Origin of the sequence: Microvirga sp. BSC39 (assembly GCF_000739015.1) — a bacterium.
Lineage (GTDB): Bacteria > Pseudomonadota > Alphaproteobacteria > Rhizobiales > Beijerinckiaceae > Microvirga.
The window spans coordinates 172,294-190,302 of record NZ_JPUG01000064.1 but is presented as its reverse complement, the minus strand read 5'-3'; the positions used below and the strand labels follow the sequence as shown (position 1 = coordinate 190,302).

The window sequence follows — 18,009 nt, the reverse complement described above, 5'->3', positions numbered from 1 at the left end:
CGGCTGCCCGTCAGATCATTACCTGATGTCAGGAGCGAATCGTTGAACACCTTGTGGACCCACTTCCGGCGCCTTGTCACGAGCCTGATGCTCGTGGCCGTGGCGTCGTTCGTGCTCCATAGCGGCGCGCTGGCGGGCATGCACCGGCACGGGCAGGGCTCGCCCGACTGCGAGCAGACGGCATCCTCCGGCCACAGACATCAGCATGCCCCTCAGGCTGCGGCGCACGTCTACCAGGCCGCGCACGATCATGGCGATGGGATCACCCATCACCATGCCGAGGCCGATGGGGCGGATAAAGTCACTCCCGACGATCAGCAGGCCGATGCCGGCCCCGAGGGCTCCTGCTGCGCCAGCGCCTGCCCGATTGCCATGGCCCCCTTGGGACTGGATACGGTTTCCGCCCCCATGACCCTGGCGCTGTCGCTTGTTCCGGGCAGCCAGCGTGGCTCCGGCATCGATCCCGGCCACCTCAAGCGCCCACCACGAACCCTCAGCATCGTGTAACCAGCGACCGGCCCGACGCCGCGTCGCTTCCGACGCCGTGCTTCTGATCCGGGGTCCTCCCAATGCTTACCCGTTCCAACGGCGCCCTGCGCCGCATCCAGGCCATGCTTGCCGGCCTGGGCCTTCTGACCACCCTTGCCGCCGTGGCGGTTGCCCACGAGGGGCATGACCACGGCGCCCCGCCACCGGCGGCGGTCACCACCAACAATCCACGGGTCACCGCGCAGTCGGACGCCTACGAGCTCGTCGGCGTCCTCCGTGGCGAGCGCCTCGGGATCTTCCTGGACCGGTTCGCCTCGAACGAGCCCGTGACCGACGCCAAGATCGCCGTGACCGTCGGCGGCGACCAGGAGGTCCAAGCCGAGGCGGCTCCCGACGGCACCTACACGGTGACATCGGCCAAATTCGCGGGCGAAGGGGCGCTCGAGCTCATCTTCGCCGTCACCGCCCCAAGCGGCGACGACCTGCTGATCGGCACCCTGCAGCTCCCCGCCAAGGCAGTGGCCGCAGCTCCGGCTCCGTCGCGTGCCTCGCCGCTTCAGGTCCTACAGAACACGCCGACCGTCCGGCTCGGCAGCATCGAGGTGGCCACGCCCTACATGATCGCCGGCGTCGCGCTCACGCTCGGCTTCCTGCTTGGCCTGGCGGCGCGGAGCCGCAGGAAACTGGTGCCCGTCGCGGGCATGGCGCTCGTCGTGCTGGTCGTCTCGACAGCCTATGCCTTCGCCCATGAGGGGCACGACCACGGGGCTGAGGCCGCCAAGGCCGCTCTCCCCGCCGGCGATACCCCGCGCCGCCTGCCGGACGGCACGGTGTTCGTGCCCAAGCCGAGCCAGCGCCTGCTCAACGTGCGCACGACCCTCACGAAGCCCGAGGAGGCGCAGAAGGCGGTGAGCCTGATCGGACGGGTCATCGCCGACCCGAACCGCTCCGGCCTGGTGCAGAGCATCAACGGCGGACGGATCATCGCTCCGGAAAACGGGCTGCCCCGCCTCGGGCAAGCGGTCAAGAAGGGCGACGTGCTGGCCCTCGTCGAGCAGGCGGTGCCCCAGGCCGACCGCACCACGCTGTCCGAGCGCGTCGGCGAGATCGAGCAGGAGATTGCCGTCGCCGAGACCAAGCTCAAGCGCGTGCGCCAGCTCTCGGATCGTGGGGTCGCGCCACCGAGCCAGGTCACGGACGCCGAGATCGAGCTGGATGGCCTGCGCCGCCGGCGCGAGATCGTGCGCCAGACCCGGATCGAGGCCGAGGTCCTGCGGGCGCCCATCGACGGCGCCATCGCCGCCGCACGGGTGGTACCCGGCCAGGTTGTCGCCTCCCAAGACATCGTCTTCCAAATCGTCGACCCGAAGGGCCTCTGGGTCGAGGCGCTCGTCTATGGCGAGATCGATCCCGCCAAGGTCACCGGCGCCAGCGCCACGGCCGCCGATGGCACGCCCCTCAAGCTCACGTTCCAGGGCTTCAGCAAGGCGCTCCAGCAGCAGGCCACCGTGGTGCAGTTCGCCATCGAGAACCCGCCGGGCAACTTGTCGGTGGGCTCGCCGGTCACGGTCTTCGCGCAGAACGGGGCCTCCGTCCGGGACATCATCATGCCCCGGGATGCGGTCGTACGCGGCGCCAACGGCGAGGCGGTCGTCTGGCGCCACACGGATCCCGAGCGCTTCGAGGCACGGCCCGTGCGGACCGAGCCCTTCGACGCGACGCGGCTGGTCATCCGGGCGGGCGTCAGCGAGGGTGAGCGGATCGTGATCGGCGGCTCCGAGCTCATCAACCAGATCCGGTGAGGCGGCGATGTTCAACTTCCTCGTCAGCAGCAGCCTCAAGAACCGCCTCTTCGTCATCGCGGCGGCGCTCGTCCTCGTCGCCTATGGCTCATGGATCCTGCCGCGGGTGCCGGTCGACGTGTTCCCCGACCTGAACCGCCCCACCGTCACCCTGATGACCGAGGCCGAAGGCCTCGCGCCGCAGGAGGTGGAGCAACTCGTCACCTACCCGCTTGAGACCTCCATGAACGGCATGCCGGGCGTCACGCGCGTCCGGTCCGTCTCGGGCGTCGGCCTGTCCATCGTCTATGTCGAGTTCGACTGGAGCACCGACATCTACCGCTCGCGCCAGCTCGTGGCCGAGCGCCTGGCCCTCGTGGGCGAGCAGCTCCCAACCGGCGTCACCCCGCAGATGGGCCCCGTAACGTCGATCATGGGCGAGATCATGCTGGTGGCCGTCACCAGCGACACCATCTCGCCGATGGAGGTGCGCGAGATCGCCGACTTCATCATCCGGCCACAGCTCCTCACCATCGCGGGCGTGGCCCAGGTGATCCCCATCGGCGGCGAGGTGCGGCAGTACCGGATCGTGCCGAACATCGCGGCCCTGCAGGCGCTCGACGTCACGCACGAGCAGGTCGAGGCCGCGGTCACACGCTTCGGCACCAACACCGGCGGCGGCTTCGTCGACCAGCACGGGCGCGAGTACCTGATCCGCAACGTGGGTGTCACAAAGCGCCTGGAAGACCTGCGCAACACGGTGGTGGTGCACAAGCAGGGCCAGCCGGTCTTCCTGCACCAGGTGGCCCAGGTCGACTTCGCGCCGCGGGTGAAGCGCGGCGACGCCGGCTTCCAGGGCAAGCCGGCAGTGATCGTGTCGATCCAGAAGCAGCCCGGCGCCGACACCGTCGACCTCACGGGCAAGATCGAGGCCGCGCTGGCCGAGATCCAGAAGACGCTGCCGCAGGGCGTGTCGGCCACGAACCTGCAATTCCGGCAGGCCACCTTCATCGAGACCTCGGTCGACAACGTGAAGCAGGTGCTGCTGGAGGCCGCCGGTGTCGTTGCGATCATCCTGATCCTATTCCTCATGAATGCGAGGGCCACATTCATCTCGCTCACCGCGATCCCGATCTCGATCCTGGTGACGGTGCTCGTGTTCAATGCCTTTGGTCTCACCATCAACACGATGACACTGGGCGGCCTGGCCATCGCCATCGGCGAGCTCGTCGACGACGCGGTGGTCGATGTTGAGAACATCCTGCGCCGGCTCAAGGAGAACCGGGAACTCCCCGAACCGCGGCCGGTGCTGGAGGTGATCGCGGCCGCAAGCCAGGAGGTCCGCTCCGGCATCGTCTACGCGACGATGATCATCATCCTGGTGTTCATCCCGCTGTTCGCGCTCTCCGGCATTGAGGGGCGTCTCTTCGCACCGCTCGGCGTGGCCTATATCGTCTCGATCCTGGCCTCGCTCGTCACCTCGATCACCGTGACGCCGGTGCTGGCCTACTATCTGCTTTCAGGACGAGTGAAGGGCCACGAGAACGACAGCCTCATTGTGCGGCACCTCAAGCGCGGCAACGCCGCCCTGCTGCGCTGGGCCTTCGCCCACCGCGGGATCCTGTTCACCACCATCCTGCTGGGCGTCGGCTTGGCGGCCTATGGGGCGACGCTGCTGCCCCGCGCCTTCCTGCCCCCGTTCAACGAGGGCACGCTCACGATCAGCCTCGCCTACAACCCGGGCATCGCGCTCGCCGAGAGCCACCGCCTCGGGTTGGTCGCGGAGAACCTGATCAAGGACGTGCCTGAGGTGATCTCGGTCGGTCGTCGCACGGGCCGTGCCGAGCTCGACGAGCATGCGGAGGGCGTGCACTCGTCCGAGATCGACGTCGACCTGAAGCGGTCGGAGCGCTCGAAGGAGGAGGTGATGGGCGACATCCGCGCCCGTCTGGCCGTCCTGCCCGCGACGCTCAACGTGGGCCAGCCGATCTCGCACCGCCTCGACCACATGCTCTCGGGCGTGCGGGCCGAGATCGCGCTCAAGATCTACGGTGAGGACGTCGACACGCTGCGCACCCTGGCGGAGGGCCTGCGCGAGCGCCTCGCGAGCGTGGAAGGGTTAGTCGATCTTCAGGTCGAGAAGCAGGTGCGCATCCCGCAACTGCGCATCGACGTCGACTACGAGAAGGCCGCCCTCTACGGTCTCACGCCGGCGACGGTGACCCAGGGCCTGGAGACGATGTCGAACGGGCGCACGGTGTCGCAGATCGTCGAGGGCAACCGCCGCTTTGATGTGGTGATGCGCCTGTCCGACCAGGACCGCTCCACCACAGGGCTCGGCGACCTGTTGATCGCCACGCCGACCGGCCACGTGCCCCTGCGCATGATCGCGACCGTTCAGGAGACGGACGGACCCAACCAGGTGCTGCGCGAGAACGGCCAGCGCCGGATCGCGGTCCTCGGCAATACGGACGGCCGGCGCGACATGGCGGCCATCATCGCCGACATCCGCCGCATCACCGGAGAGACGCAGTGGCCGCAGGGATACGTCACCCGCCTGGAGGGCACCTTCCAGGCGCAGGAGGAGGCCACGCTCCGGATCGGGGCGCTCTCGCTCCTGTCGCTCGCGATGGTGTTCGTGGTGCTCTACAGCCGCTACCAGTCGCCGGCCCTGGCGCTGATCATCATGGGCAACATCCCGCTGGCGCTCATCGGCAGCGTGATAGCGCTTAACATCGCCGGCCAGCCGCTTTCGGTTGCCTCGATGATCGGCTTCATCACGCTGGCCGGCATCTCGGCGCGCAACGGCATCCTGAAGGTCTCGCACTACATCAACCTCGCACTCTACGAGGGCGAGCAGTTCGGCAAGGACCTGGTGATCCGCGGCAGCCTGGAGCGGCTGACCCCGGTGCTGATGACGGCCCTGTCGGCGGGTCTCGCCCTCATCCCGCTCCTCATCGGGGCGGACGAGCCCGGGCGCGAGATCCTGCACCCGGTGGCGGTGACGATCTTCGGCGGGCTGATCTCGGCGACGCTGATCGACACCTTCCTCACCCCGGTCCTGTTCCTGACCTTCGGCCGCAAGCCTCTGGAACGCATCCAGGCCAGCCGCGAGGGCCGCGCCGGCGGCCTCACCCCTGCGGAAGCCTTCTGATCCCTGACACAAGGAGAAACACCATGAAGCATCTCTTCCTCGCCCTTGCCGTCGCAGTCTCGCCACTCGCGGTATCTGCCCATGAGGTCGCCAAGGGACCGAACGGCGGCCCCGTCGTCGACAGCGCCGGCCATCACGTGGAGATGGTCGCCAATGGCTCCGAGCTCGTCCTCTTCCTCACCGAGTCGGACGACAAGCCCCTGGCGTCCGCAGGCACGAAGAACGCTCGCGCCATCGTGCAGGACGGCGGCAAGACGGTGACCGTCCCGCTCCAGCCGGCCGAGCCCAACCGGCTCGTCGGTGCCCTGCCACAGCCACTCGGGTCGGGCGCCCGCGTGGTCGTCTCGGCCACCATGGCCGATGGCCACGCCGTGCAGGCCCGCTTCGTCAACAACTGAGCTTTCCTGACAGCAAGGAGAAAACGATGAAGATGATCACCAAGACCGTCGCTGCCCTCGCGATCACCACCCTGGCCGGCATGGCGTACGCCCAGACCTCGCACCAGGGCCACGGCAGCATGCCGATGTCCGGCTCCATGCCCATGGGCCACATGGACCCGGCGGCGATGCAGAAGATGATGCAGGACATGATGCCGTCGCCGAACGATCCGGCCTCGACCAAGGACTTCAAGGCAGCGGACATGCAGATGATGCACAACATGCACGTGCCCTACACCGGCAACGCGGACGTGGACTTCCGCACCCACATGATCCCGCACCACCAGGGCGCCGTCGAGATGGCGAAGGTCGCCCTGAAGCATGCCAAGGATCCGGAGACGAAGCGGATGGCCCAGAAGATCATCGACGATCAGGAGAAGGAGATCGCCGAGATGCAGGACTGGCTGAAGAAGAACGGCAAGTAGCGGTTGTGGCGGGCGGCCTGTTGCCCGTCCCGTTGCCTGGGGCGGCCATGGGCCGCTTCCGGGCGTCACCTGCATGACCCATGTAGATCGGGACAACCGAAAGCGATCCGATGCACCGTCATACCTTGCACCACTGGCAGCACGACCACGTCTTCCTTGGGGAACACCACGACCGGCATGAGCGGCGCACTTGGCTGGTGGTCGGCCTGACCGCGGCCATGATGGTCGCGGAGATCGTCGCCGGGACGATCTTCGGGTCCATGGCGCTGGTCGCCGACGGCTGGCACATGTCGACCCATGCCGCGGCGCTCGCCATCGCGGCGCTCGCTTACCGCTTCGCCCGCAAGCACGCCCACGATCCCCGCTTTTCGTTCGGCACCGGCAAGGTCGGTGAGCTCGCGGCGTTCTCCAGCGCAATCATTCTGGCTCTCATCGCCCTGCTGATCGGCTACGAGAGCCTCATGCGCCTGATGGCGCCGGTGCCGATCCGGTTCGGCGAAGCGACGGTGGTCGCGGTGATCGGACTTGCCGTGAACCTCGCCAGTGCTTGGCTGCTGGCCGGTGACCATCACCATCACGGGCATCATCACCATGATCACGGGCACCATCATGGCCACGGGCATGAGCACCGTCATAACCATGAGGGCCATCACCATCATGACCATGCGCACAGAGATCATCATGGTGGCGACACGAATATCCGCGCGGCATACCTGCACGTTCTCGCCGATGCCCTGACATCCGTGCTTGCCATCGTGGCGCTGCTGGCCGGGCGCTTCTATGGCTGGAGCTGGCTCGATCCTGTGATGGGCGTTGTCGGGGCCCTCGTCATCGCGCGTTGGTCGTGGGGATTGATCCGCGTGGCCGGAGCCACCCTCCTCGATACGGTCCCCGACCAAACCCTTGCTCGGTCCGTCCGCGAGCGGATTGAGGTCGGGGAGGACCGCGTGACGGACCTCCATCTCTGGCGCCTGGGTCCCGGCCATGCCGGCCTGATCGTCTCGGTCGTGTCGGACGCCCCTCAGCCGCCCGACGTCTACAAGCAGCGGCTCTCCGGCATCGAAGGCCTGTCCCATGTGACGGTTGAGGTGCATGCTTGCCCCAACCACCCGCACCGAGAGGCAGCCTGATCAGCTGCCGGAAAGGCGATCCGATGAACACGATGAACATGACCCGGCGCAGCCTCGATTTATAGAGATCCTCGTGATCTAATTTGAGCTTGCGGCTACCTCCACGCGGATGAGCCGGAGGATTGCCGACGTCTACCCAAAGCTCACGCCGGGCTTTTCGGGCTCGGTTTTCGCTTGTTGCCATACCGGTCGCTGTCAAGATCCGAACTGCATCATGCAGCACATGGGAGGGGCGGGGATGATACCGATGATGTCAGCGTTTCCCGCCGCCTCCATTGCCACCACCATTCCCTCCGCCGTTGCCGCCCCCGCCTTGGCCGCCTCCATTCCCGCCGCCGCCGCCTGCACCGGAGCTGCCCGAGCCACCTCCCGGTCCGCCTCCGCCGTGATCGCCGCCGCGGCCACCGCCCTGATTGCCACCGCCGCTATTACCGCTATTGCCGCTTCCGTCTGAGCGATTGCCGGATGATCCGCCTTGGCCGTCGCGCCCGCGAGCGTCGCCCGGCGAAACGTCCCGACGGGACGAGCCGGATCCCGGATGCGTATCCCGCGAGGCGGGCCCGCGTCCGCGTGCATCCGCCGGCATGTTGCGCGAATTTTCATTGCCGACCGCTTGGGGTGATCCGCGCGATGAGGTTGGTTGTCCTTGGAGGGACACATTCTCGATGCCGAGGCGTCCCCTCTGATCGGCCACGACTGTCACCACCGCCGGGGCATAGGACCCGACCGGCAGGGTCGAGGAGGGGCTGCCTGCCACATCGAGCCCCGAACCGAGGCGCAGCCCGCTTCGCGTCCGCTCCACATAAGCCTCAATGGAGAACCGCCGGACATTCGCGCCGAGGAGATCCCGTTCGCGAGCCGTCCCGGTCACCTGGAGCGTGCCATTGGCATAGGATCCTTCAAGCACGGCCCGGGTGCCGACGAGAGCAGGGTCCAGGCCGGTGAGCTTCAACATCCCGATCCCGAGGCTGCCGTTGCGCGATCTGGTCACCCGACCGGCGATCCTGTCAGGTCCGCCATCCCGCCGCTCGATCAGGCTTGCGACGATCGTGCCATCCGGCCGCCGCAGGCCGAACACCGCTACGCGGTCGCCACGCTGCCACTCGGTTGAGGCGCTCAGCGCCTGCGTGGAGACGGTCTGGCCGAGCACCGTCAGGGTCTTTTTGCCTGTCGTCTCTATCGGGCCGACAACCTCGCTGGTCACATCGATCTGCCGTGTGGCCAGCACGCCGTTGCGGTTTTCGGCCACCACCCGCACCACCTGGCCGATCTTCAGGTCGGACACCGCACGAGCCTGCCCGTCGATCCGCACCGGCACATCGGGCGCGTAGTCCACATGCCGACCGTTGACGATGATGCTGCCGAACCCTCGGATTCGGCCCATCATGCCTGTGCCGCCGATGCCCCGGTCGCTGTCCTGATCATCGGACACGACCCCGGTGCCGCCGATGCCGCGGTCCTGCCCGTTCTGGCCCCACGCAAGGATCGGCGAGGCGACAAGCAGAGCCAGCGCTACGAGCCAGAGGGCATGGGTTCGTGCGAGCGAAGCGGCGTGATCCTTCACGGCTTGGCTCCCTTGTCGTTGCTGTCGGTGGCTGTCGCTGCAGCGGATGGCGGCACGACCTCTTCGGAATAGACATAAACACCGAAATTCCAGCGCCACTGCCCCGCGGGAGCCTTGTCGCTGGCGGCATGGGCTTCACGGTTGAGCGTGTGGAGAACCTCCATGGCCACGTCGCGGGAGCGCTGCTGCAGCTGCTCGGCCAGCTCCTTGGTCAGCCCGTCATAGTGCACGGCGCGTTCCAGGAAGGGCGGTGACCCGGCTTCCACGTTCGCCACCGCAGCAGCGATGTGGTCGTGCAGGTTGCGGCCCAGATAGTAGAGTTGCTGGTCGTCTCCGCCGCGCGGCACATAGGCCGTCTCGGCCAGGACGGCGCGATCCTTGTCATCCAGCACAACCAGCTTGCGGTCGAGCCACTCGTCCAGCACCGCGCGCGGCCGCACGTCGCGCGTGACCGAGGCGACGAGGCGCTCGAAGGACGGCTGTGGGATCTCGGCCGTACGGGGGAGAGGCAGGGGTCGCCCGTCGCTGCCGGTGAAGTCCGGGTCCGCGAGCCAGCGGGCCAGGATGCGGCTCGTCTGCGAGATGGTCGCCGGGACCGTGTTGACCGGGGCGCCTGCGCCCCGCAGCCGGCGGACTTCCTTGCGGTGGATGCCGGTCAGAAGGCTGACGCGGCTGTCCGTCTGCTCCTTGCCCTGAAGAGCGAAGTCGTACTCGGCGACGTTGACGTAAAGCTCGCGCAGCAGTTCCGCCAGCATCGGAAACGTGATCCCGCTCCGGATCAGGAGCCGCACGAGAGGGCGCAGCAGGCGCGCCAAGGGCGCATGCAGCTTGGATGGTTCAAGAGAGCGGGGGGCGTCGCCGGACATGATATCTAAATAAGCAGATCAGCCGTGGGAAGCAATCCCACGTCCGGGTTGACGTGGGAAAATTTCTCACATACCTGTTGGTGCAAGGGGCTCGTTAAGCTCACACGTTCTGAAAGGAAACCTCATGACACGACGTCTTGCACTGCTCGTTTCGGCACTCGCCCTGGGTCTCGCCGTCAGCCTACAACCGCTGTCGCTTGACCTGCCCTCGCTCAAGCTCGACCAATCCCAGGCCCAGGCCAAAGGCGGCGATGGGGGAGGCAATGGCGGTGGTAATGGAGGCGGCAACGGCGGAGGAAACGGCGGCGGAAACGGAGGTGGCAATGGCGGCGGTGGCGGAAACGGCAACGGCGGCGGCAACTCCGGTGGTGGTGGCGGCAACTCTGGCGGCCATGGTGGCGGCTCCGGCGGGCACTCCGGCGGCGAGGCACGCGGCGGTGGAGCTGAGAATTCCCGTGGTGGCAGCAGCGAGCGCAGCGGCCGCAGTTCCGGCCCAAGCGACGCCTCGGCTAAGGGGGCAGCCAGGGCCGAGCAGGCGCACAGCACCCGCGACGCCAAGCGCGATGCCAGGGACGCCGGCACGAAAGTCTCCTCCGACGCGAAGAGGGCAGCTTCCAGCGCGAAGACCATCGGCCTCGATACCGCCAAGCTCGGCCGCATGAACGCGGTGAATGCCTCGGCGACGGCTCGTCTGAACGCCGCGCCGAACTCGACGGTTGGGCTGATCGCAGCCTACGAGAAAGCGCTAACGCTCGGCACGGAGGTCGAGGACGAGATCACCGACGCCGAGATCACCGCGGCCGCCACTGCTTTGGCTGCGCTGTCGAAGCAGGGTGTGCCGGAAGAGCCTGTCAAGGCGCTCAATGAGAGGCTCGGGCTCGAGATCGATCCGGAATCCGCGGTGTTCGATCAAATCGTCAGCGAGGCCCGCGAGATCCAGGCCGCACAGCCCTAACACTCACGACGTCCTGCCGCCGACCGGCGGCAGGACGCTTCTCGTTAACCGGCAACGCAGTTCGTATGGAGGATTCCTTGAGCATAGCAAGAGAAGCGTCGTCCATTCAGGACACACGGCCTCATATGCAGGGCTCTGTTGAGCACGTCGGGACCATTGGGAGAATGCCCATGCATGACCACCGCAAGCTTCGCGTGCTCATCGTCGAAGATGAAACCATGGTATCGATGCTGATCGAAGACATGACGAGTGATCTCGGAGCAGAGGTCGTGGGCCCGGCTGCGAAATTCGAACAGGCCATGGCATTGGCGCTCGAGGCCGACTTCGACCTCGCCGTTCTCGACGTTAATCTGGATGGCTTGGTGGTCTATCCTGTTGCGGACGTGCTGCGTGATCGCGGCATCCCGTTTATCTTCCTGACAGGCTACGATTCCAGCGTCGTTCCCACGAGCTATCAACAAAACTGCGTGCTCACAAAGCCGTTTTCACACGATGCTTTTAGCGATGCCGTGAACGGGATCCTTGCCAAAGCACCTGTTGTGCCGGCCGCTTGCTAGCTGTCGAATCAGAGCCTAAGAGACTACACTCGGACTAAATTGAAAGCACGATCTGAACATCGCATGCGGGTCAGGCAATGAAATTCCTGGCTCCTGCGGAACGTCGGCTTACGTGAGGATTGCTGCCCTCGGACTAACGTCTCAGATGTGTCAGCTCCTGACATAGTGCCGGAGCGGTCGCTGGCCTGAGGCTACAGCAAGCGGTCATAGCTGGCGCAGCATGTTGCACCGGTCGGTCGGCAATCAATCCAACCTGCGGAATGGCACCACGTTCGCCGGCCCGCAAGTTGAGGTGACGACTGACGCTATTGCGTTCTCCAGTTCATCGCGCCGAAACGGCTTCGTCAGCCGCGGAAGGGCAAGTCCGGCTCGTTCCGGCAGCTCCGCATGACCGCTGGCCAGAAGGATCGGCAGGGCTGGCCACTCCGCCCGGATCCGCTCCGCCAGCTCCAGACCGGTCATGCCCGGCATTGCGTGGTCGGTTACCACCAAGTCCACAGACGTAGTCTCCCGCAAGGCCTGCAGGGCCGTCTTTCCGGACGAGGCCTCCACTACCGTGTGACCGAGATCCTCCAGCATCGCAGCGGTCACACTCATCACCAGGGGATCGTCCTCGACCAGAAGCACCGTGCAGGTGCGATGCGCGGGGCTGGATGTTTCGTCAGGTTCAGGTGCCGCGGCCGCCGCTTCGCCCTGTGGCAGCCAGATCTCGGCGGTCGTGCCCTTCCCGAGCTCGCTCCTCAACTTCAGGGTACCGCCGGACTGAACAGCCAAACCATGGATCATCGAGAGACCCAGGCCGGTGCCCTTCCCGACCCCTTTGGTTGTGAAGAACGGCTCGACGGCGCGGGCGAGCGTGGCCGCGTCCATGCCCATTCCGGTGTCGCTCACCGAAACACACACATAGGCTCCAGGGCTCAGGCCGTGCGTGCTGCCATCAGCGATTTCCTGCGCGTGTGCCGCAATGGTGATCGTTCCGCTGATCGGCATGGCATCACGAGCGTTCACTGCCAGGTTCAGCAACGCCATCTCGAGCTGGTTCGGATCGACCTTAACCGGTGGCAGGCCGGGGGGAAAGCGCGTCACGATCTCGATGCTTGGCCCGAGGGAGCGGGTCAGCAGGTCCATCATGCTCGACACGAGTTGTGGCAAGGCGACAGCTTGCGGCGTGAGATCCTGACGGCGGGAGAAGGCGAGCAGCCGCTGCGTCAGGGCAGCACCGCGTTGGGCGCCCTGAATTGCTCCTTCCAACAGCCGCTTACCTCGCTCGTCGTCCTTGACGCGCTTGCGCAGGAGGTCGAGGTTGCCGAGGATCACCGCCAGCAGGTTGTTGAAATCATGGGCAATGCCGCCGGTGAGTTGGCCGATGCTCTCCATCTTTTGCGCCTGCAGCAGCCGCTGTTCGGCGGCAAGGCGCTGGCTACTCTCATGCCGTAACTGGACGAGCGCGGCCTGCTCGGCCTGCGCCCGCCGCAGGGCCAACCATGAGACGAGGAACAGCGTCAAAGCCGAGAGCACCGCCACCATGCCGTATAGCGCTAAGTTGCGGTACCAGCGTCCCAGTACGACGTCGGCGTCCATGCTGAAGGCTACATAGACCGGGTAGTCGACAACACGGCGGTAGGCGAAGTAGCGCTCGCGCTGATTAGTTGAGGAGATGCCCGACGCGGCTCCCCCATAGGGTTGAGCTGCGATGCTTCGCATGAGGATGTTGTCCGGTCCCAGCCGGCTATAGGTCACGTGCACGGGAGATCGAGCCAGGATCGAGCCATCATCGCGGATCAGGGTCGCCGCATGAGGTCCCGGTGGGGCGGCTTCCTGGAAGATGCGGCTGAAGTACTCGGGACTGAGCGCGACGTGGATGATGCCATCGAAGTGGCCCTCGGCGGTCGAGCGCCGGCGGCTGATGGCGAAGGACGGCTTGCGGGTTGCCTTGCCCTCGAAAGCCGCACTGATGTATGTGCCGGCGTCACGCCCGCGCTGGGCCTGGAAGAACTCGCGCTCGTGAATATTAGCGGCAGGATCCCAGGCTTGGCTTCCGGCTCGGACCTGCCCGGTCGCATCCGTGATCCAGATCGACACCGCCTGCTCCAGGGGAGCCTTGAGCCTCTGGAGGAACGCACTGGTCTCCGGCGCGGCGATCTCCTCCCATGACATGCCGTTGGTGCGGTCCTCGACCCGCCCAACCACGAGCTCCACCGTATCGAACACCTTACTGGCATGTTCGTGCAGGATGGCTGTTGTGCGGACGATGGTCCTCTCGCTGTCGTTCAGAACCTCAGTACGGTTCCAGGCTGCTGCTGCGGCAAACACGACGGCCGGGACGAGCAGCGAGGCCACGATAAGCAGACGGTGCAGACGGACCGAGGACATGAATACAAAAGCTTCCCATGGGAGTTCGGAGGAAGATGTCAGGCGATACAAGGCACTGGCAAAGGCAGCCGGTGTCTTGGTTTGGTTCACATTAGAACTAAACCAAGGTGTGGCAAGCTTTCCATGGCTCATGTACCGCCTGCGTTAGTGCAGACGGTGTACGGCCGAACCTCAGTAGCAGCCCAGTCAGGAGGGCTTGTGCTGATGTCTCTACCACTGCAACATCGATGCGCGAATGTTCTGGCGCAGCAAGTTTGAGGAATGTCGGCTTGGGGTTAGGCAGTGAAGTTCGTTCACTGAAATGAACGTCCGGTACTCTTATCCGAAGCGGACCAAGCGCTTAGGTCCGCCTCCCATTACGAGACCTTCCGGGCTCACACCAGTCTCAGGTGATCATCTGGCAGTGTCGACCAGCGCCTCACCCGATACCCTCTGTAGTTATGTGCAGAACCCGACCGCAATGCTTGCAATGGACCGCATCGGCATCGTGAACCAAGAGGCCACAATCCTGGCACTCAAAGCGCACCTTGTTTGGTCGGAAGATTGCCTGGAGAAGGCGCAGGAAAAGGCTCACTCCAGCTACCATCACCACAACCGCGAGCAGCCGGCCGCCTGGGCCCAAGAGCGTGATATCGCCAAAGCCAGTCGTGGTCAGCGTGGTGATGGTGAAGTAGAGCGCATCAATGTAGGTTTTGATCCCCGGATTGATGCCGTTCTGCGTCACGTAAACGGCGGACGTGACGACGAAAATGAAGACGCCGAGGTTGACCGTCCGCTGGATGATGTCCTCATAGGTTCGGAACCACGTCGAGGTGGACCTGAGGTCCCGAAGAACGTGATAGGAGCGCAGGACTCTCAAGGAGCGAACGACCCGCAGGAAAGCATAGTTGTCGATGAAGGCAGCCAGCAGCAGGGAAATGATGACCACCAGATCGGTCAGGGTGGCAAAGCTGAGGAGGTGGGAACGCCTGTCCGGTTCGGCATAGAGGCGTGCCGTGAACTCAAGCGAGAGTGCCAGCGCCAGCAGAAGGTCGAGCGGGATGACCCACCACTGACCGGGCATGGTGGCCGTTAGGATAAAGGTAGAAAGGGTGATGATGTCGAAGGCAATGACACCATACCGGAAGCGCCGGGCCTGCTCGCTCTCGCCAAAATAGAGTGATTGGAGCCTTGCCCGAACGCTCATAGTTGATCCCTTCTGCCGCGCCCCGAGACAACGCGTGCAGGTGTCTTACGATGACGGCGCCACCCGTCGCGATGCCGAAGCGCTCGCTCGCGTCGCGAGCCAATGGGGCCAGCCGGATGAGCGGCCGGCCTCCTCTCCTACCTCCTCCAGACCGCAAACGTGTCCCCGTCAGCCCGGACCAAACCTAGCCTCTACCCGCGCCAGAATTGCGGAAGGAACAGCACCAGGACCGTGAATAGCTCGAGCCGCCCCAGCAGCATGCCGAACGCGAGCAGCCACTTGGCGGCGTCTGGGATGGTCGCGAAGTTGCCGGCTGGCCCAATGGTCGGTCCCAAGCCCGGCCCGACATTTGCCAGAGCCGTGACCGCGGCGCTGGCGCTCGTCAGGAAATCGAGATCCAGTGCCATCAGGAGGATGGTGAGTGCACTGTAGCAGGCGAAGAAGAACGCGAAGAACACCACGACCGAGGCGATCACGTCGTCCGGCAGCAGGCGCCCGGCATACACCCGGCGGAACACGCCCTTGGGATAGATGAGCTGGCGAAGGTAGCTGCGCAGCACCGTGACCATCACCTCGAAGCGGAAGATCTTGATCCCTCCTGACGTCGAGCCCGTGCAGCCGCCGATGAAGGTCAGCCCAAAGAACACCCCCACGGCGGCGTTGCCCCATAGGCTGTAGTCGGCAGTGGCATAGCCGGTGGTGGTCACCACCGACACAACATTGAACGCCGCCAGGCGCGCCGCCTCCTCCAGACCGTAGCGTCCCGACAGAAACAGCCACGCCGCGAGGCCGAGGCTCATGACCAGCAGAAGCCCGAGGTAGGCCCGTGCCTGGGTGTTGCGCAGGCCGTCGCGCTCGCCGCGGAGGAGCCGCACGTAGAGAACGAATGGGATTCCGCCCGCCAGCATGAACGCAGTGCCGATCCACTGAACTGCTGGGCCGAACTTGCCCATCGAGCTGTCGGAGGTGGAGAAGCCGCCGGTCGACAATGTGGTCAGCCCGTGCACCAGCGCCTCGAATAGGGTCATGCCAGCGAGCCAGTAGAGCAGCCCGCATGTGGCCGTAAGACCGAGGTACACCAGCCCGATGGCGGTGGCGATCTCGCGCACCCGCGGCATCACCTTCTCGGAGCGGTCCGACGACTCGGTGCGGAAGAGCTGCATGCCGCCGACCCCGAGCGCCGGCAGGATGGCGATGGCGACCCCGACGATGCCGATGCCGCCGAGCCACTGGAGCAGAGCCCGCCACAGCAGGATGCCGGGTGGGGCCACATCAAGGCCGATGATCACCGTCGATCCGGTGGTCGTCAGCCCGGACATCGCCTCGAAGAAGGCGTTGGTGAAGCTGTCCCGCAACTGTACATAGTCGGAGATGTAGAGAGGCAGCGCGCCGAACAGGGCAATGGCGGTCCAGGCCAGCGGCGTGAGCACGAAGGCCTGGCGAAGGGTCAGGCCGCCGGACAAAGGGCAGCGGGTCAGATAGGTGAGCCCTGCGGCGCAGGCAAAAGTGACGCCACTGGCGAGCATGAACGCCTTCCAGTCGGGGTTGCTCACAACAAGGTCGGCAAGAGCCGGCACCAGCATGGCCGCCGAGAGCGCCAGGAGCATGCGCCCGACCAGATGCAGCACCGGGCGCAGGCGGGGTGGCGACCACGGCCCGAAGGAGATCCGCCCCCGCGTGATTATCGTCCCCGTCGTTCTCATGGCTCGCCTCGCGAAACTCCGGCCAGAAGGGCCTCGGCCTTGCGCAGGGCTCGGTAGGTCACCACGGCGATCACGCGATCCCCCACCTCGATCGCTGTCGATGAGGTAGGGATGATCACACGATCGTCGCGCACGACGGCCCCGATCAGCATCCCCTCGGGAACGCCGACCTCGCGGATGCTGCCGCCCACCAGCCTCGATCCTGGCTGCGCCGTCGCCTCAATCACCTCGCCGAAGTCCTCGCGCAGCGTGTAAAGGGCCGAGACGGACCGGTGGCGCACGTGCCGCAGGATGCTTGAGATCGTAATCGTGTTTGGTGCCACGACGGTATCAATGCCGAGGGTCGGCAGGAGGGCCTCGTAGGAGGACTTGTTCACCAGGGTGATGGCGCGGGCGCAGCCTTCCCGCTTGGCCAGCACCGAGGCGAAGATGTTGGTCTCGTCGTCGTTGGTGACCGCGATGACCGTCTCGGCATCCTGGACATTCGCCTCGATCAGGGTCTCCCGTTCGAGCGCATCCCCATGCAGCACGATGGCGCTCTCGCCGAGTTCCTGTGAGATGAACTCGGCCCGCTCCCGGGAGTGCTCGATCATCCGGATCGATGTCGCCGGCGCGGACCGGGCTAGCCTCCTGGCGAGGTTCAGGCCGACATTGCCGCCGCCGACGATGATCACCCGCCGTGCCACCTCTTCCTCGTGGCCGAAGAAGCGCATGATGCGGTCCGCCTGTCGGGTATCGGTGACAACATAGACATCATCGCCGCGCTCGATGCGGTCGTGACCGTGGGGCACGAAGGCCTGCCCGTTCCGCACGAGGGCCAGGACCACGAGGCTGGCATCGGGCAGGAGGGCTTTGAGTTCGTTCAGCGGGTGCCCGATGAGGGAGCAGGCGGCCGAATTGCAGTGGATGCCGAGAAGCTGCACACGCCCCTCGGCCAGGGGAACGGTGTCGAAGGCTCCCGGCGTCCTGAGACGGCGCTCGATCCCGTTGGCCACCTCGAGCTCGGGCGAGATGATGACGTCGATGGGCATCTGGTCGCTGGCATAGAGGCTGTGCCGCTTGCGTTCCAGGTAGCCGCTGTGGCGGATGCGGGCGATCCGGCGGGATACGTTGAACAGGGAGTAGGCCACCTGGCAGGCGACCATGTTGACCTCGTCGGATCGGGTAACGGCGATCAGCATATCGGCATCCTGCGCCCCGGCCCGCTCCAGCACCTCAGGGTGGGAGGCGTGGCCCACCATGCCACGCACGTCGTAGCTCTCATCGACGCGACGGGCCTGCTCGGGTGAGGAGTCGATGACCGTGACATCGATCCCCTCAATGGCGAGGTGGCGGGCGATGGTCGAGCCAACCTGGCCCGCGCCGCAGACGATTACTCTCATAACCTAC

14 protein-coding genes are annotated in these 18,009 nt (G+C 65.7%); 8 read left to right on the top strand and 6 right to left on the bottom strand.

All coding sequences use genetic code 11. The features are described from left to right. Positions 1–42: 42 nt before the first annotated feature. From MA07_RS14690 to dmeF, 6 genes are all read left to right on the top strand, one after another. Positions 43–507: a hypothetical protein gene (locus tag MA07_RS14690; RefSeq protein ID WP_036352101.1), complete on the top strand. Its 465-nt coding sequence runs from the start codon at positions 43–45 to the stop codon at positions 505–507. Positions 508–569: 62 nt separating this feature from the next. Continuing rightward, the gene (locus tag MA07_RS14685; protein ID WP_052003181.1) at positions 570–2,291 is read left to right on the top strand and encodes an efflux RND transporter periplasmic adaptor subunit; all 1,722 of its coding nucleotides are present in this window, start codon (positions 570–572) and stop codon (positions 2,289–2,291) included. Between the two features lie 7 nt (positions 2,292–2,298). After that, positions 2,299–5,424, top strand: a complete 3,126-nt coding sequence (locus tag MA07_RS14680; RefSeq protein ID WP_036352098.1) for an efflux RND transporter permease subunit — start codon at positions 2,299–2,301, stop codon at positions 5,422–5,424. A gap of 23 nt (positions 5,425–5,447) precedes the next feature. After that, positions 5,448–5,822: a hypothetical protein gene (locus tag MA07_RS14675; RefSeq protein ID WP_036352096.1), complete on the top strand. Its 375-nt coding sequence runs from the start codon at positions 5,448–5,450 to the stop codon at positions 5,820–5,822. Positions 5,823–5,848: 26 nt separating this feature from the next. Next, the gene (locus MA07_RS14670) at positions 5,849–6,286 is read left to right on the top strand and encodes a DUF305 domain-containing protein (RefSeq protein ID WP_200879374.1); all 438 of its coding nucleotides are present in this window, start codon (positions 5,849–5,851) and stop codon (positions 6,284–6,286) included. A gap of 110 nt (positions 6,287–6,396) precedes the next feature. After that, entirely contained in the window at positions 6,397–7,416 is a 1,020-nt protein-coding gene (dmeF, locus tag MA07_RS14665; RefSeq protein ID WP_036352094.1) for a CDF family Co(II)/Ni(II) efflux transporter DmeF, read from the top strand. A 253-nt stretch (positions 7,417–7,669) separates the two neighbouring features. Here dmeF and MA07_RS30150 read toward each other — a convergent pair whose 3' ends face one another. Both MA07_RS30150 and MA07_RS14655 read right to left on the bottom strand, forming a co-directional pair. Next, positions 7,670–8,980: a DUF5666 domain-containing protein gene (locus MA07_RS30150; protein ID WP_036352092.1), complete on the bottom strand. Its 1,311-nt coding sequence runs from the start codon at positions 8,978–8,980 to the stop codon at positions 7,670–7,672. Then, the gene (locus MA07_RS14655) at positions 8,977–9,846 is read right to left on the bottom strand and encodes a DUF6502 family protein (protein ID WP_036352089.1); all 870 of its coding nucleotides are present in this window, start codon (positions 9,844–9,846) and stop codon (positions 8,977–8,979) included. The genes MA07_RS30150 and MA07_RS14655 overlap by 4 nt, the downstream gene beginning before the upstream one ends. 124 nt (positions 9,847–9,970) lie before the next feature. Here MA07_RS14655 and MA07_RS27850 point away from each other — a divergent pair, with 124 nt between their 5' ends. After that, the gene (locus tag MA07_RS27850) at positions 9,971–10,801 is read left to right on the top strand and encodes a hypothetical protein (protein ID WP_052003180.1); all 831 of its coding nucleotides are present in this window, start codon (positions 9,971–9,973) and stop codon (positions 10,799–10,801) included. Positions 10,802–10,971: 170 nt separating this feature from the next. Next, the gene (locus MA07_RS14645; RefSeq protein ID WP_036352086.1) at positions 10,972–11,358 is read left to right on the top strand and encodes a response regulator; all 387 of its coding nucleotides are present in this window, start codon (positions 10,972–10,974) and stop codon (positions 11,356–11,358) included. A 243-nt stretch (positions 11,359–11,601) separates the two neighbouring features. On the opposite strand, the gene MA07_RS14640 is transcribed toward MA07_RS14645, so the two are convergent. The 4 genes from MA07_RS14640 to trkA all read right to left on the bottom strand — a co-directional run bounded on the left by MA07_RS14640 (position 11,602) and on the right by trkA (position 18,002). Then, positions 11,602–13,731 carry a hybrid sensor histidine kinase/response regulator gene (locus tag MA07_RS14640; RefSeq protein WP_052003179.1) on the bottom strand — a complete coding sequence of 710 codons (2,130 nt, stop codon included), beginning with the start codon at positions 13,729–13,731 and terminating at the stop codon, positions 11,602–11,604. 418 nt (positions 13,732–14,149) lie between these two features. Then, entirely contained in the window at positions 14,150–14,917 is a 768-nt protein-coding gene (locus MA07_RS14635; RefSeq protein ID WP_036352083.1) for a potassium channel family protein, read from the bottom strand. Between the two features lie 191 nt (positions 14,918–15,108). Next, complete coding sequence (locus tag MA07_RS14630) at positions 15,109–16,620, bottom strand: TrkH family potassium uptake protein (RefSeq protein WP_081928972.1); 1,512 nt, start codon at positions 16,618–16,620, stop codon at positions 15,109–15,111. Next, positions 16,617–18,002 (bottom strand): Trk system potassium transporter TrkA, encoded by a 1,386-nt coding sequence (gene trkA / locus MA07_RS14625; RefSeq protein WP_036352080.1) that lies wholly within the window; start codon positions 18,000–18,002, stop codon positions 16,617–16,619. Before trkA ends, MA07_RS14630 begins: the two co-directional genes overlap by 4 nt. Positions 18,003–18,009: the final 7 nt, after the last annotated feature.

Bases quoted from the DNA above. Each gene is read 5' to 3' on its own strand.
- MA07_RS14685 (WP_052003181.1), top strand. From the start codon at position 570: ATGCTTACCCGTTCCAACGGCGCCCTGCGCCGCATCCAGGCCATGCTT.
- MA07_RS14680 (WP_036352098.1), top strand. From the start codon at position 2,299: ATGTTCAACTTCCTCGTCAGCAGCAGCCTCAAGAACCGCCTCTTCGTC.
- MA07_RS14675 (WP_036352096.1), top strand. From the start codon at position 5,448: ATGAAGCATCTCTTCCTCGCCCTTGCCGTCGCAGTCTCGCCACTCGCG.
- MA07_RS14670 (WP_200879374.1), top strand. From the start codon at position 5,849: ATGAAGATGATCACCAAGACCGTCGCTGCCCTCGCGATCACCACCCTG.
- dmeF (WP_036352094.1), top strand. From the start codon at position 6,397: ATGCACCGTCATACCTTGCACCACTGGCAGCACGACCACGTCTTCCTT.
- MA07_RS14655 (WP_036352089.1), bottom strand. From the start codon at position 9,846: ATGTCCGGCGACGCCCCCCGCTCTCTTGAACCATCCAAGCTGCATGCG.
- MA07_RS27850 (WP_052003180.1), top strand. From the start codon at position 9,971: ATGACACGACGTCTTGCACTGCTCGTTTCGGCACTCGCCCTGGGTCTC.
- MA07_RS14645 (WP_036352086.1), top strand. From the start codon at position 10,972: ATGCATGACCACCGCAAGCTTCGCGTGCTCATCGTCGAAGATGAAACC.
- MA07_RS14640 (WP_052003179.1), bottom strand. From the start codon at position 13,731: ATGTCCTCGGTCCGTCTGCACCGTCTGCTTATCGTGGCCTCGCTGCTC.
- MA07_RS14635 (WP_036352083.1), bottom strand. From the start codon at position 14,917: ATGAGCGTTCGGGCAAGGCTCCAATCACTCTATTTTGGCGAGAGCGAG.
- MA07_RS14630 (WP_081928972.1), bottom strand. From the start codon at position 16,620: ATGAGAACGACGGGGACGATAATCACGCGGGGGCGGATCTCCTTCGGG.
- trkA (WP_036352080.1), bottom strand. From the start codon at position 18,002: ATGAGAGTAATCGTCTGCGGCGCGGGCCAGGTTGGCTCGACCATCGCC.